Source organism: Myxococcus sp. CA005 (assembly GCF_006518205.1).
Classification (GTDB): Bacteria; Myxococcota; Myxococcia; order Myxococcales; family Myxococcaceae; genus Myxococcus; species Myxococcus xanthus.
Genome location: NZ_SRLV01000003.1, coordinates 55,312 through 69,040, shown reverse-complemented (window position 1 = coordinate 69,040; position 13,729 = coordinate 55,312). Strand labels below are relative to the sequence as shown.

Annotated in this window: 9 protein-coding genes; 1 reads left to right on the top strand and 8 read right to left on the bottom strand. The window is 69.1% G+C overall.

Going from position 1 to position 13,729, the window contains the following annotated elements; translation table 11 throughout:
• Nucleotides 1–15 precede the first annotated feature (15 nt).
• A complete protein-coding gene (mfd, locus tag FMQ63_RS02195; RefSeq protein WP_011551134.1) occupies nucleotides 16–3,582 on the bottom strand; it encodes a transcription-repair coupling factor in 3,567 nt (1,188 codons plus the stop codon).
• Between the two features lie 289 nt (nucleotides 3,583–3,871).
• Here mfd and FMQ63_RS02190 point away from each other — a divergent pair, with 289 nt between their 5' ends.
• The gene (locus tag FMQ63_RS02190; protein ID WP_225888547.1) at nucleotides 3,872–5,293 is read left to right on the top strand and encodes a PAS domain-containing sensor histidine kinase; all 1,422 of its coding nucleotides are present in this window, start codon (nucleotides 3,872–3,874) and stop codon (nucleotides 5,291–5,293) included.
• A gap of 21 nt (nucleotides 5,294–5,314) precedes the next feature.
• Here FMQ63_RS02190 and FMQ63_RS02185 read toward each other — a convergent pair whose 3' ends face one another.
• The 7 genes from FMQ63_RS02185 to FMQ63_RS02155 form a co-directional block, all read right to left on the bottom strand.
• Nucleotides 5,315–5,632, bottom strand: coding sequence for a hypothetical protein (locus tag FMQ63_RS02185; RefSeq protein ID WP_011551136.1), 318 nt, complete (start codon nucleotides 5,630–5,632; stop codon nucleotides 5,315–5,317).
• A gap of 52 nt (nucleotides 5,633–5,684) precedes the next feature.
• On the bottom strand, nucleotides 5,685–6,008 hold the full coding sequence (locus tag FMQ63_RS02180) for a cytochrome c (RefSeq protein ID WP_011551137.1): 324 nt from the start codon (nucleotides 6,006–6,008) through the stop codon (nucleotides 5,685–5,687).
• A gap of 106 nt (nucleotides 6,009–6,114) precedes the next feature.
• Entirely contained in the window at nucleotides 6,115–6,759 is a 645-nt protein-coding gene (locus FMQ63_RS02175; RefSeq protein ID WP_011551138.1) for a Tfp pilus assembly protein FimT/FimU, read from the bottom strand.
• A 1-nt stretch (nucleotide 6,760) separates the two neighbouring features.
• Entirely contained in the window at nucleotides 6,761–7,966 is a 1,206-nt protein-coding gene (locus tag FMQ63_RS02170; RefSeq protein ID WP_011551139.1) for a PilW family protein, read from the bottom strand.
• The gene (locus tag FMQ63_RS02165; RefSeq protein WP_011551140.1) at nucleotides 7,963–8,499 is read right to left on the bottom strand and encodes a hypothetical protein; all 537 of its coding nucleotides are present in this window, start codon (nucleotides 8,497–8,499) and stop codon (nucleotides 7,963–7,965) included. The genes FMQ63_RS02170 and FMQ63_RS02165 overlap by 4 nt, the downstream gene beginning before the upstream one ends.
• Nucleotides 8,496–12,866 carry a hypothetical protein gene (locus FMQ63_RS02160; RefSeq protein WP_011551141.1) on the bottom strand — a complete coding sequence of 1,457 codons (4,371 nt, stop codon included), beginning with the start codon at nucleotides 12,864–12,866 and terminating at the stop codon, nucleotides 8,496–8,498. Before FMQ63_RS02160 ends, FMQ63_RS02165 begins: the two co-directional genes overlap by 4 nt.
• 75 nt (nucleotides 12,867–12,941) lie before the next feature.
• Nucleotides 12,942–13,661: a hypothetical protein gene (locus FMQ63_RS02155; protein ID WP_011551142.1), complete on the bottom strand. Its 720-nt coding sequence runs from the start codon at nucleotides 13,659–13,661 to the stop codon at nucleotides 12,942–12,944.
• Between the last annotated feature and the right edge of the window lie 68 nt (nucleotides 13,662–13,729).

Sequence of the window (13,729 nt, the reverse complement as noted above, 5' to 3'; positions counted from 1 at the left end):
CGCCGAGGTCCGCGTCTACGCCTGCGGCAGTGCGCAGTGGCTCAAATCCCTCAGCACCTTCTTGGCCTCGGAGATGAGGTCCTGGCCACTGGCGCCCTGTGGCGCGCGGGCGATGAGCTTCATGTCCGGGGTGAGGCGGTAGACGCCCTTGGAGCGCTGCACCAGCCCCGCCACCTTGGGGCCATCCAGCAGCGCGTCCGCGCCCAGCGTGACCACCAGCCGGGTGGTGCCCACCTCCAGCCCGCGTAGGCGCAGGTCGCGCATGTCGATTTTCAGCAGCGTCAGCTCGGACAGGTGGTCCACCTCGTCCGGGGCTTCGCCGTACCGGTCCACCAGCTCGGCGCGCAGGTCCGTGACTTCGTCCGGGTGGCTGGCCTGGCTGAAGCGCTTGTAGAAGACGAGCCGCTGGTGGACGTCGCTGACGTAGTCGTCCGGGATGAGCGCCGGCATGGGCAGCGTGACGTCGGGTTCGATTTGCACCTTGGGCGGCTGGCCCTGCATCTCCGCGACGGCTTCCTCCAGGAGCTGCGCGTACATGTCGAAGCCAATCTCTGCGATGGCGCCCGACTGCTTGTCGCCCAGCAGGTTGCCCGCGCCGCGAATCTCCAGGTCATGGCTGGCGATGGAGAAGCCCGCGCCCAGCTCGGTGAAGTTCTGGAGCACCTCCAGGCGCCGCTGCGCGTCCTTCGTTACCGCGCGCCGTGACGGCACCAGCAGGTACGCATACGCGCGCTCCTTGGACCGGCCCACTCGGCCACGGAGCTGGTAGAGCTGCGCCAGGCCGAACTGGTCCGCCCGGTTCACAATCATCGTGTTGGCGCTGGAGATGTCGATGCCGCTCTCGATGATGCTGGTGCACAGCAGCACCTGGTACTTCTTCTCCGTGAAGGCGAGCATCACCTTCTCCAGCTGCCCTTCGCCCATCTGCCCGTGCGCCACGCCGATGCTGACCTGGGGAACCAGCGCGCGCAGCTGCGTCTCGATGGAGGGCAGCGACTCCACGCGGTTGTGGACGAAGAACACCTGTCCGCCGCGCGCCACCTCGCGCTCAATCGCCTCCTTCACCACCGTGTCCTCGTACTTCATCACGAAGGTGCGGATGGCCCGGCGGTCCTGCGGCGGCGTGGCGATGATGCTCATGTCGCGCACGCCCGACATGCTCATGTGCAGCGTGCGGGGAATGGGCGTGGCCGTCAGCGTGAGCACGTCAATCTGGGAGCGCCACTTCTTCAGCGACTCCTTCTGCTTCACGCCGAAGCGCTGCTCCTCGTCGACAATCATCAGGCCCAGTTCCTTGAAGGCCACCTCGCCGCCCAGCAGCTTGTGCGTGCCGATGAGGATGTCGACCTTGCCCTCCTTGGCGCGCTTGAGGATTTCCCGCACCTCCGGCGCCTTCTTCAGCCCGGAGATGACCTCCACCGTGACGGGGTAGTCCGCGAAGCGCTTCTTGAAGGAAAGGAAGTGCTGCTGCGCCAGCACCGTGGTGGGCACCAGCACCGCCACCTGCTTGCGGTCCAGCGCGGCCTTGAAGGCGGCCCGCATGGCCACCTCCGTCTTGCCGTAGCCGACGTCGCCGCAGACGAGCCGGTCCATGGGCTCTGGCTTCTGCATGTCCGCCAGCACGTCTTCAATCGCCTTGGCCTGGTCCGGAGTCTCCTCGAACTCGAAGTCCGCTTCGAACTGGGCGAAGTACCGGTCCGGCGCGCTGAAGGCATGGCCGGGGTGCGCCTTGCGCGCGGCGGCAATCTGGAGGAGCTCCGCCGCCATCTTGAGCAGCTGCTCCTTGACGCGCTTCTTCGTCTTCTCCCAGCTCGTGGTGCCCAGCTTGTCCAGCTGCACCTGCGTGGGGTCGCCGCCGGAGAACTTCTGGATGAGCCGCATGCGGCCCACCGGCAGGTAGATTTTGTCCCGGCCCGCGTACTCCAGGACGAGGAAGTCCCCGGGCACGCCGTTGACCTCCATCTTCGTCAGGCCCGCATAACGGCCGATACCGAAGTCGGTATGGACGATGAGGTCGCCTTCCTTCAGGTCCCCGAAGCCGGAGCCGAACGCGTCCAGCTTCTTGCTGCGCTTGGGACGCCGGCGCGCGCGCGCGCCGAAAATCTCCTCGTCCGCCAGGACCGCGAGCCCGCCAGGACCATCCACGAAGCCGTGGCTCACCTCGCCCGTGAAGAGGTGCGCGCGGATGGACGGCTCGTACAGCGCCACAGCGTCTTCCAGCGGCTCCGTGTGGACCTTCACCATCACGTTGCGGTCCATTAGCAGCCGCTTCAGCCGGTCCGCCTGGCTCAGCGTGCCGCACGCCACCACGCAGGCCACGCGCAGCTCGCGCCAGCGCTCCAGCCGCTCCACCAACGGGGACAGCGCGCCTTCTTCACCGTGGTGCGCCAGGATGGCCTCGCGCAGGTCCTGGGTGCCGCCGAAGCTGAAGTGCACCGGCGGGCGCTCCGTCTGCGCCAGCGACAGACCACCGCCCTCCAGCACGCGGAAGGACTGCATCCGCTGGTTCACGTCCTCACGGGAGAGGAAGTGCTCCAGCGGCGGACAGATGAGCTCCTGCCGGGCCTCGGCCGCGCCGTGTGAGCGCTCCAACTCCTCCCACAGCGTGTCCGCCGCGCGGTCCTGGCCCAGCGGGTCGTCCAGGTAGATGACGGGCGCCTCGGGGCTCCAGTCGCGCAGGAAGTCGAACACCGTGGACAGCCCGTCCTCGAAGAAGCCGGGCAGCAGGCCCTCCATCCCGAAGCCGGGCAGGCCTTCGCGCAGGGCGTCCAACTGCTCGCGCAGCTTGATGGTGGGCAGGTTGATGCGGTCGGCCACCGCGCGGGCGGCGGACTCGGCGCGCGGGCGCGTCTCGTCGGTGAGCAGCACCTCGCGCGCGGGGACCAGGTCCACTTCCTTCAGCGCGTCCACCGTGCGCTGGGACTGCGGGTCGAAGGCGCGGATGGACTCGATGGTGTCGCCGAAGAACTCCAGGCGGACGGGCTTGTCGTAGAGGGGGCTGAAGACGTCCAGCAGGTCACCGCGCACGCTGAACGTGCCCACGTCCTCCACCAAGGGGCTGTTCTGGTAGCCCATGCGCACCAGCCGGCGCGCCAGCGAGTCCCGGTCGAAGTCCTGCCCCACGGCCACCCGCGCGGCCAGCGCGCGCATCACCGCCAGCGGCAGCACCTTGCGGTGCAGCGCGCGCACCGACAGCACCAGCGCGGGGAAGCGCGTGCCCTGCCCCAGATGGAAGAGGGCGCCCAGCCGCTCCGTGACGGCCGCCGCGTCGGGAGACACCTCGTCGTAGGGCAGCACCTCGTCCGCGGGCAGCCGCAGCACGCGCGGCGCCAGCAGGCTGCCCTGGCCGCCCAGGAAGAAGGACAGGTCGGCGGCGAGCGCGTCGGCGGCCTCCTCGTCCACCGCCACGCAGACCAGCGGCGCTCTCAGCGCGCCATGCAGGCGGGCGAGCACATGTCCGCGCGCCGCCCCCTTGAGCCCTTGCGTCCGGACGCGCTGCCCCGCCCGAAGTTCGTCAACCACCTGGGCGAAGGGGTCGCCCGCCGCGCCGCCGTCCTGCGTCTGTATGAAGGGAGTGTCCATGAGTGGACCCTGAGGGCCCCAGGGTAATTAGAAGTCTCACCCTGTCAGGTCAACGACGGAGCACTTCGGCTGTCGAGCGAAACAGGAGAAATCGGAAGCTCTGGTTAGCTCGGGCACTGTTAAGCCACCCCGGGGACCGGTTGGCCCCACCCCCTGCTGCGGGGTTAGGGTGGCTCACAACGGCAGCATCGGGGGCCACGCCGACATGTCATCTGGCCGTGGAATCAACAGGTGCCAGGGCACCGAAGGGGACGAACCTCTTTCCGAGGCGGTGGTCGTCTTGCGGAGCGTGCGCTCCGCGGTCGGCGGCATCGTCGACTTCGAGTGTGTCTCCGCCAACGTGCAGGCGGAGCGCTGGCTCGGCGGAGAAGAGGGCAGCCTGGTGCACAACCGGCTGCTGGAGGAAGCGCCGTGGGCGTGGGACGGCGGCCTCTTCAGTGCGTGTGTCCGCGTGGTGACACGCCGCGCGCCAGAAATCGCGCGGGTGTCTCGGCAGTCGCCCATGGGCACCGTGTGGCTCCTGGCGCGCGTATCCCCGTGTGACGATGGCGTGGTGCTCTTCCTGGAGGACCTCACCGAGCGCATGGCCGCGGAAGAAGCCCTGCGGCGCGACCATGACCTGCTGCACGCCGTCATCGAGAGCGCCACCGACGCCATCTACGTGAAGGACGTGTCGGGCCGGTACATCCTCATCAATCCCGCCACCGCGAGCGCCTTCCACCGGGCCCCGCGCGAAATCCTGGGCCGCACGGACGCGGAGCTGCTGGGCGCCGACCGGGCCGCGCCGACGCTGGCGCACGACCGCGAGGTGATGAGCTCCGGGCACACGGCCACGTACGAAGGGGCGGAAGGCGGCCCGGGGACGGACCGCATCTGGCACACCACGAAGGGCGTGCTTCGCCGCGGAGACGGCACCGTGTACGGCCTGTTCGCCATCTGCCGGGACGTCACCGCGCGGCGGCGCCAGGAACTGGAGCGCGAGGAGGAGGCGCGCTTCCAGGAGCGCTTCATCGGCGTGCTGGGCCACGACCTGGGCAATCCATTGGCCGCGGTGCGGCTGTCCTCCGCGGCCCTCCTGGCCCGGGACACGCTGCCCCCGGAGGTCCGGCGCGTGGTGGCTCGCATCGACGGGAGCGCCGAGCGGATGGCGCGGCTGGTGAAACAGTTGCTCGACTTCACGCGCGCACGCATGGCGGGTGGCATCCCGCTGCGTCCCCATGAGGTGTGCATGGAGGACGTGTGCCGGCGCATCATCTCCGAGTTGGAGCCCGCGCATCCGGAGTGCTGCGTCCGGCTGGAGGTGGACGGCGAGTCACGCGGCATCTGGGACGAGGAGCGCCTGGGACAGGTGCTGTCGAACCTGCTGGGCAACGCGCTTCAACACAGTCCGGAGGGGAGCTCGGTGCGGGTGCGGCTGGCGGCGAAGGACTCGCTCTTCCAGCGCGTGGAGGTCCACAACGGTGGGCCGCCCATCCCCGAGTCGTTGCGCCCGCGGCTCTTCTCACCGTTCCACGGGGTGCCCCCCGAGCCGGGTCAGCCGAAGCCGAAGCACCAGGGCCTGGGGTTGGGGCTCTACATCGTGTCGCAAATCGTCACGGCGCACGGAGGCTGGCTGGACGTGGCGTCGTCGGCGGACACGGGGACGTGCTTCTCGGTGACGCTGCCTCGCGTCACCCGGCCGTTGGGTGGGCCGCCAGGCAAGACTGCCTGAGGCCCGGCCGGTGGCCTGCTGCTAGCGCTGGCCGAACTTCACGGCGGCCTGCAGGCGGATGACGTCCGTCAGCGCGCCCGGGTCCACCAGCTCCATCGCCGCCTTCTGGGACAGGCCGGCGTAGCGGCGCTTGCGGTACTCCTCCTCGTCCTCCTCACCGCCGCCCTTGTCGCCCTTGTCGTCACCGCCGCCCTTGCCGTCATCCGGGCGGAGGGACAGCGACTGCGCCGGGGACAGCCCCTTCTCGATGTGCACCGACGAGAGCGCGTCCGCGCGCAGGGAGGTGAACAGGCTGGCCATGGAGAGGCAGAAGACAACGGCAACGGTGAGGTTCTTCATGGGGGGCTCCGTTTCTCTTGCGGGGGGATGACGCGCGGCCTCGAACGGAAATTCAAGGGGCCGTCGGCGCCTTCATGGTGCGGATGTATCCCACCAGTGCGTCAATCTGCGCTGGGGTAAGCTTGTCCTTGAAGGGCTTCATCTTGCTGTTCCGCGGATCGCCGTCGGCAATCACCTTGCGGATGTCGGCGTCCGTCCGGGACTGCTGCCAGGCGGGCCGGCTCATGTCGCCGATGGACTCCTTCTGGCCCATCTTCGTCTGCGCCTTGCCGTCACCGCCGTGACACACGGTGCACTTCGCCTTCCACACGTCGGCCACGGCGTCCGCGTGGGCGCCGGTGGCTCCACCCAGGCTCAGGACCAGCCGCTTCATCATCGTCGGGGGCTCCTCGCGGACGGCATGCCGGGCCCTGGGCCCGGGCCCCCGAGCATACGCCGAAGGGAGCCGTTCGCACGCGCGACGGCGGCGGTGCGGACGCCGCCTATTGGCAGCCTGGCGTGGAGGCGTGCTTGTCACAATCCAAGGGGCGTATGGCCGCCGTCAGGCCATCCGCCTGGAATACCAGCTCCGGTTTCCAGTCCGGCGCTTCGAGCGTCCCCCTGTTGCGCAGGAGGATGAGCCGCTCCGTCGGGGGCAGCGGGGCGTTCTGTTCGCACACCCTTCCGCCGGGCGCCGGCGGAGCCACGACGGGCGCGCCGGCGCTGGGGTTGCCCAGCCAGCACAGGCCCACCAGCAGCTCCACGTCGAGCTTCGGCGGGATGACCAGCTCCGGCCCCAGCTCCGCGCATTCGCAGCCGCCCACGCCGCAGGCGTTCTCCTGGCACGCGGGCATGGGACACACCGTGCCCCAGGCATCACTGCATGCCAGTGCCTCCCAGCGCATGCGCGTCACCTGGACGCCCTGCTCATCCATGACGCGCGTGCCCAGCCGCACGGGCTGGTGGGTCGCGCGTGCTTTCTGACGGGCCTCCTGCATCATCAGCACCAACTCGCGCTGCGCGGCGCTGAGGCGCTGGCGCTCCGTCATGCCCTGGAAGCTGGACACGGAGAGGGTGGCGAAGAGGCCAACCAGGGCCACCACGACCATCACCTCCAGCAGCGTCATGCCTCGGTTGCGTGGCCGCATGTCAGCCCCCCGTTCCCACGAACGCGAAGTTGCGAGGCGCCAGGCGGATGACGCTGTGCCGGCGCTTGTAGCCATCCCGGAGGTTGCCTTCGTCGTCTCGCGCTCCGGGTGCTTCGTTCCCCGTCAGCTCGGCGCGCTGCGAGCGCGCGGTGATGGACAGCTCCACCACGCGCATGTGCCGCATCAGCTCGTCACCCGCGCTGCCCGGGCCGCGGTCCGGCGGAACGGGCACACCCGCATCCCAGGCCCAGGAGATGTGCGCGGCGCAGGTGGCCTGGGTGCAGGTGGCCAGCGAGGGGCGCCCGGTCTCCGCGTCCGGGAAGAAGCGTACGGGGGCGCCGGGGAGCGCGTTGGGTGCATTCACGCCCAGCCGGACCTGTAACTGCTCGATGTCCTGGGACACCGCGGTGTAGCCCGCGGGCCCCATGGGCCCATCCGCGTCCATCTCCAGCACGGGCGTGCCGCCGGGCCAGTTCACCCGGTAGCTGCGGCTGGTGAGCGGGAGCAGGTACATGCCCCCTTCGCGCGGTTCCCGTGTGCCAAGCCAGGGCGACTCGGGAAGCGTCACGGCATCGGGATGACAGTTGCCGTCGGCGGGCGCGGGCCGGCCTGGGATGGCGGGCGTCCACTCCACGCCTTCCGCAACGAGGTTCGTCACCTGCCCCACGCAGGCCCAGCCCCGCTCGTCTTTCGTGCCCGGGAACACGACGGCGATGACCGCGTTGTCCAGGAAGGCGGGCGGCAGGCCTCCGACGCACAGCGTGTCCTCGAACCAGGACGCGGTCGCAGGCAAGGGACACTGCTCCAGCAGCACCATGCGCGCCGGGTCCGTCTCCCAGACCTCCAGGGCATCCGACAGCAGCGCGGCGTTGGTGGGTGGGACGAAGGTGGCGTCATCCGGGAAGGTGGCCTGGGGCCGGGCCCACACGGCGTAGAACAGGTCTGCTTCGCCGGCGGGAGTCCGGCCGCCGGTGAGGGAGACGCTGCCGATGCCCGCGCCCGCCCGTTGCACGCCGAACGCCATCAAGTCACGCGCGGCCCGGCCCTTGTTCTGTGTCTCCATGATGCGCTCTTCCAGCAGGCCCCGGCGCTGGAGATGGACGCTCACGCCAATGGCGGTGGCGAGCACCACCATGGACATCGATGCGGCCACCATCAGCTCGATGAGCGTGAAGCCGCGCGGCGTCGTCGAACGAAGTTGCTTCATGGCGCCATCCGGGTCTGCAGGGCCACCGCGCGGCGGGGCGCACCGGGCTCTTCCATCCAGCTCACGGTGACGCGGACGTTGACGACCTGGTGCAGGGCCAGGTTGCTGGCGTGGGGAAGCGGGATGGCGCGGTTCAGCGCGGGCTCGCCTGTCTCGGCGCCCTCGAAGGGTGGGTCCACGTCCAGCGTCAGCGTGTAGGCCATTTGCGGCGTCGCGCCCGGAAGGGGCGGCGTCTCCGTCATGCGGCCATTGGCGGACCACCACACGTCGCGCCTCGTGTTGTCGAGCTGCTTGATGTTGACGCAGGGGTCGTTCAGCGGCTCGCCCACGCAGCGGAGGTTGACCACGCGCTCCAGTTCCTGTTCGGCGATGAGGCTCGCCTGGCTCAGGTTGTTGTTGCGGCGGTTGTGACGGGACGCGGCGCCCAGCGTGAGCATGATGCCCAGGATGCCGAGCATGAGCACCGCGGCGGTGGCGATGGTCTCCAGGATGCTGAGGCCGCGCGGATGGGTGTGGAACCTGCGCCGGTTCATGGCACCACCTCCTGGACGCGTGAGCCGGACTGCACGTCCCAGATGAGGACCCGGGAGCTGCTTCGCGGCGACTCCGCGGTGGGGTTGTTGTACGTCCCGTTCCCCAGCGCGCGCACCTGACCGTTCTTCACGATGAGCAGGTGATTGTCATAGAGCACGGGCGCGTGCGTGCCGTGTCCGTCGATGGGGGTGTCGTTGCCCGCGAGCGCATTACCCGAGGTGCTGTAGGCGTAGACCCTGCCGCTGGTGGTGCTGTCCAGGTCGCACGCGCTGGCGGCGCGGCCCACGGCGCTGGTGGTGAAGACGCCATCCTGGGTGGTGGAGACGCCGCCCCAGACGACCTGGCCCTCGCCCAGCTCGCGTGTCCATTCGAGGTGCGCGGGGCAGTTGGCGCCTGGACGCGTGGCGGGCACCGGGTCGCGGTCCTCGAAGGCCATCAGGTGATAGCGGGGCCGCGGATTGGCGGTGTCGTCCGGCTCGTTGGCGATGTCCGGGTTGTTGGCGGTGCCGAAGTACAGCCGCACCCGGCGGGAGCCGCTGTCAGGCACCACCGACGCGGAGATGGTGGAGTAGATGCGCTGGCTGGTGGGGTTGCGGATGCCGGGCACGGCCTGCGCGTCCGCGACGACACAGGAGGCCAGCACCTTGCCCAGCGGTGTGTTCGTCCCGGTGTTCGAGTAGGTGGGGTTGATGCGGTAGATCTTCCCCGAGGTGGACGGGACGTAGATGACGTCGACGTTGCCGTCGCCATTCACGTCCAGCGGGATGGGCTCTCCGCCGATGCCTTCATTTGCGTCCGCGGTGGTGCCCAGCGTGACGACGCCCGCCAGCCGCGCCTTCGCGCTGTTGCCCGTCACCTGCGCGGGCAGGCCCGTCTTGAGGTCCATCAGGTAGACGGTGCCCACCGTGCCGGACTCAGGCGAGTAGTCCGTGCCGAACATGGACACCCACTTCTTGCCGCCCGCCTGGCCGAAGTCCATGCGCACCAGTGAGGGGGCATGGCGCGAACCGCGTGTGTCGGGCTTGGGCGTGGCGCCGGTGAAGAGCGCCGGCAGTGGGTTGCAGCCGTTGCCGCTGCTCGTGCATGGAATGCCCGCTGACGTGAAGCGGTCCCGCTTCATGTCGAACTCCCACAAGGGCGTGGGGTAGCTCGAGTCCGTGGGGTTGGTGACGTCGAGCGCGAAGAAGATGCTCTGCTTGGGGCCTGTGGCGCTGGCCAGCACCGTCTTCGCGCCTTCGTTCCGGGGGGGGCGGGGACGCCAGGCCTCGTCGGTCTCCCGAGGGTCATGGCCGGTGTCCGGGCGGTAGTCATCGCTCCGCAGGTCCACGTCCGCCACGGAGGGCGTGGCGTCCATCGTGGCGCGCTCGGTGGAGTACGCGTCATTGGCGCGGCGGTAGTTCTCCACGTAGTAGGGCAGCATCTTGAAGGGCAGGTAGGCGAACAGCTCGTTGCCCGCGCCGTAGTCCTGGCCACTGGCGCAGTTGCCGGCCCGGCCGAAGTAGCCCTGGTACTCCACGCGGCCTGGCGTGCAGGGGTCATCCCCCGTGCGGAAGGAGCCCGTGCCCAGCGCGTGGAGGTACCCCTGCGTGGTGCCCACGTACGTCACCGTGGGGCGTCCCGTGTTGGCCGCGCTGAAGTTCTCCGTGAACTTCCGGCGCTCCGCGTCCAGGGTGCGGCCTTCGAGCAGCCACGCGGGCACGTTGGGCGGCCCGATGACGGCCGCCGTGGACAGGTTGACGCCGCCCAGCGGCCAGGTTCGCATCCGGTTGCGGATGACGGAGGACTGGCGGTCCTCCCAGCCGTAGAGCCAGTCGCGCAGCGCCACACGGTCATCCGCGGTGCAGCCGTTGCGGCCATCCAGGTCATACAGGTACACGCTGCCGTTGCGGCGGGTGCAGTAGGTATCTGGGAAGACGGGGCTGGTGGTGTTGGCGCGCGCCATCAGGTCCTTCACGTCGATGGCCTGCTGGTTCGCCGGATTGAGCGTGACGAGCCTGCGCGTGTCGAGCGGCTCGCCGGGACGGGTCTCCAGCGTGCGCATCAGGTCGCGCATCCACTTGCCGGAGTCCCAGACCTCCTGGGTGGGCTCATAGGGCGCCAGCGTTGCGGGCTCGTAGAGCTTCTTCAGGTAGATGTGGCCCCGGTCGATGGTGTCCGGGCGGTTGTCGTAGGTGCGGATGGAGACCTGGTCCACGCCTCCGTCGGCGACCCAGGCGCGCCCGGGCGTTTCATAGACGCCGTGGATGACGGCGTTGGCCATGGGGATGAGCGACGCGCGGCCGTATTCACCGCTGCGCTGCGCTTTGTAGGAGACGTTGATGTTGTGGATGGTGGGCTGGCAGGACTCACCCGGGCTCTCCATCACCGCGCGCCAGCACAACTGTGTTCCCACGCGGCCCTGCTCCAGGAAGTCCTGCAGGACGGCCGTCTCATTGCGCACGCCGCCGTCGCTGTCCGGGATGGGAACCCGGAGCCAGTTCGGATTGTCGTTGAGGATGTATGTGGGATTGGAGGTGTTGCAGGGCTCCTGGCAGACCTTGCAGTCCAGTGCCACCTCATAGCGGATGTCCGGCCTGCGCTGGCCCGTGCCGCCGTCCGGCAGCTTGACGGAGAGCGAGCAGGGCGCGACGCCGCCGCCATCCGCCGCGTAGTAGGGCTGGTCCTCCACGGTGAACGTCACCTCGGTGATGGTGAAGTCCAGGGAGATGTCCGGAGAGATGTCCGACACCACGTCGGAGCGGTAGGAGCCGTTGTTCTGCTTGTTGATGAGGATGACGATGTCGCTGTACGTGCGGTCACCGCCCGCGTTCTGGTCCTCCCAGCCCAGAATCCAGACCAGGGGGTTGTCACGCGGCGCGCCCACAATCGTGTGCGCCGCGCGGCGGTTCACGGAGGGGACATCCTGCGTCTGGTCGAACGGGAAGACGACGCCGCCATAGGCCGGGTCGTTCTCCAGCCGGGGGTACACCACGGGATTCAGCCAGTTGGTGCGGAGGTTCTTCTGTCTCACCACGAGCGGGTCGCTGCCCTGGTGCAGGTCCATGTTGAGCGGCGTCTTGGTGAAGAAGACGTTGATGTCGCCGTGCATCCAAAGGTCGCACTGCACCTCGCGCCCATCCGTCGTCGGACGGGTGATGAAGCACGAATCCGTGGCCGGGCCGTACACCTGCTCCACGTAGGTGACGAGGAAGAAGACGATTTCACGCCGGCCCGCGAGGCGTCCCATGGGGACGACCTGGTCCTCGGCCTTGGTGATGGCGGCGGTCGTGCTCTTGCCGGTGATGAGGCGACCCGCGCTGTCGAACGCGCTGGCCTTGTAGTCAGGGATGCCGTCCGCCACATCGGATTTGTCCCAGGCCGTGCCGGTGCGCATGAACTGGCCGTTGCCGTCGAGCGTCCAGCCCTGACGTGGCGCGAAGCACTCCGCCGATTCCGATTCGTGGCACGACGTCTCGTCGTCGTCCGTGGAAAGGAAGACGAGGTTGCCGATACCCCTGTTGCCATTGAGGGCATGCCGGGGCTCCAGCAGGTTCGGGATGTGCGGGAACAGGCCCTGGTCGCTGAAGTAGGTGTCGATGATGCCGGAGGTGACCGCGCTCTGCTGCAGGTTGTCTCGTCCGTGGTAGGGGTCATACGCGAACAAGGCGCTGGTGAAGTCGCGCACCGCGCGGCCCACCACGCCGCCCGTCGAAGGCCGCGTGGGGTAGTCAGCGCGCCCCTGCCACCTGCGAGGCCCCGTGTTGGCGGTGTAGTTGCTGCCGGAGTTGCACGGGCCCATCAGCAGGTCGGGCTCGCGCAGCGTTACCGTCCCCGCATCGCCCCAGCGCCGGTGGGTGAACGTCCGGTTGGGACAGCGGGGCGCCACGCCGATGTAGCGCGAGGGGTTGATGTTGTAGAGGTCCTCGTGGAAGTCGGGCACGCCGTTGTTGTTCTTGTCCAGCAGGCGGTCGTCATCGGAGTTCTCTCGCGTGCCGTTGTCGTCGATGTATTCGGCGTCGATGAGCTCGTCGTAATAGAACCAGCCCAGCGTGCTGGAGGCGCCGCTGCCCGCGCGGTCATCGACGATGAGCGCGGTGAGCTCCTGCTCGAAGGGCAGGATGATTTTCTCCGGGTCCAGGACGTTGAGGTTGGTGTTGAGCCGCAGCTTGGGCGGGTTGTCATCTGTGACGATGATGGCGCTGGGGATGCCCGCGTCCCTGCTGAAGTCGGGTTGCTTGTCCTGGTCCGTGGTGTCGATGCACAGCGCGAGGCTGCTGGCGCCACCATCTGTGCCGCCACTGCCCGTGTCGCCGCCGGGACTTTGGGCGAGCACGGCTCCCGCGGCGGCCACGGCCACCGCGGCCATCCAGGTTCGAGTCCAGCGCATGATGTCCCCCCTGGCGGCCGGTGCTTCAGGGCCGCCCGATTCAGGTGCAACGGATTGCGGTCGAAGGCTTGGGAATCAGAATGTCGGAAGGCCGCTGCTGGAGGTGCCGGTGCCCCGGCAGCCCATCTTCGTGCCGTAGCTGCACGCGAGCCCTCCCGGGGTGCTGCTGTGCTCCAGGAGTGAGCGGACGATGGTGCGGTAGGGGAGGCCCGGGCCCGGGGGTTGGACCTCGCCCACCGACACCAGCCAGATGCGGCCGTTGGCGTCGGCGTTGCGGTCGGCGTCGTCGTCGTCCTCCACGACGAAGACGCGGAAGGAGACGCTGCGAGCCTCCGGATAGGCGCGGATGGGCTCGCCCTCCACGTCGTTGATTTCGACGGAGGCGCCCGGCACGGTGTCGTCGATGGCCGTGCCACGCGCCAGCGTGTACGGCGTCTGGGGAATGAGCTCTCGCCAGGGCACGCCGCCCGCGGCGACGTCGGGCAGGCCCTGCTCGGCCACGACCTGCAGGCGCTGCAGGACATCCTGGCTGTAGCTGCCAACGCCTCCCGCGACGGGGTTGTTCATCATCGCCAGGACGACGGCGCGCCCTTCGGCCATGCCCGCCTCGGCGGCGAAGAGGGCTTCACGCGAGCGGCGCTCATGGGATTGGAGCGTGCTCTCCGTGGTCACCGCGCGGAGGGACACGAGCACGCCCGCGGTGACGAGCGCGATGAGGCCCAGCGCCAGCAGCAGGGTGAACCCTCTCCGCGCGCCAGAGGCGTGTGCGGGCTTGCGGGTCGGATGACAGCGCACCGGGGACTCCTTGCCCTGAAGGGCAGCAGGGAAGCGCAGGTGTCTGTCTCAGCAATCCTCAGGCCCGC

Coding starts and splice junctions, on each gene's coding strand:
- mfd (WP_011551134.1), bottom strand. CDS start 3,582: ATGGACACTCCCTTCATACAGACGCAGGACGGCGGCGCGGCGGGCGAC.
- FMQ63_RS02160 (WP_011551141.1), bottom strand. CDS start 12,866: ATGCGCTGGACTCGAACCTGGATGGCCGCGGTGGCCGTGGCCGCCGCG.
- FMQ63_RS02180 (WP_011551137.1), bottom strand. CDS start 6,008: ATGATGAAGCGGCTGGTCCTGAGCCTGGGTGGAGCCACCGGCGCCCAC.
- FMQ63_RS02175 (WP_011551138.1), bottom strand. CDS start 6,759: ATGCGGCCACGCAACCGAGGCATGACGCTGCTGGAGGTGATGGTCGTG.
- FMQ63_RS02185 (WP_011551136.1), bottom strand. CDS start 5,632: ATGAAGAACCTCACCGTTGCCGTTGTCTTCTGCCTCTCCATGGCCAGC.
- FMQ63_RS02170 (WP_011551139.1), bottom strand. CDS start 7,966: ATGAAGCAACTTCGTTCGACGACGCCGCGCGGCTTCACGCTCATCGAG.
- FMQ63_RS02165 (WP_011551140.1), bottom strand. CDS start 8,499: ATGAACCGGCGCAGGTTCCACACCCATCCGCGCGGCCTCAGCATCCTG.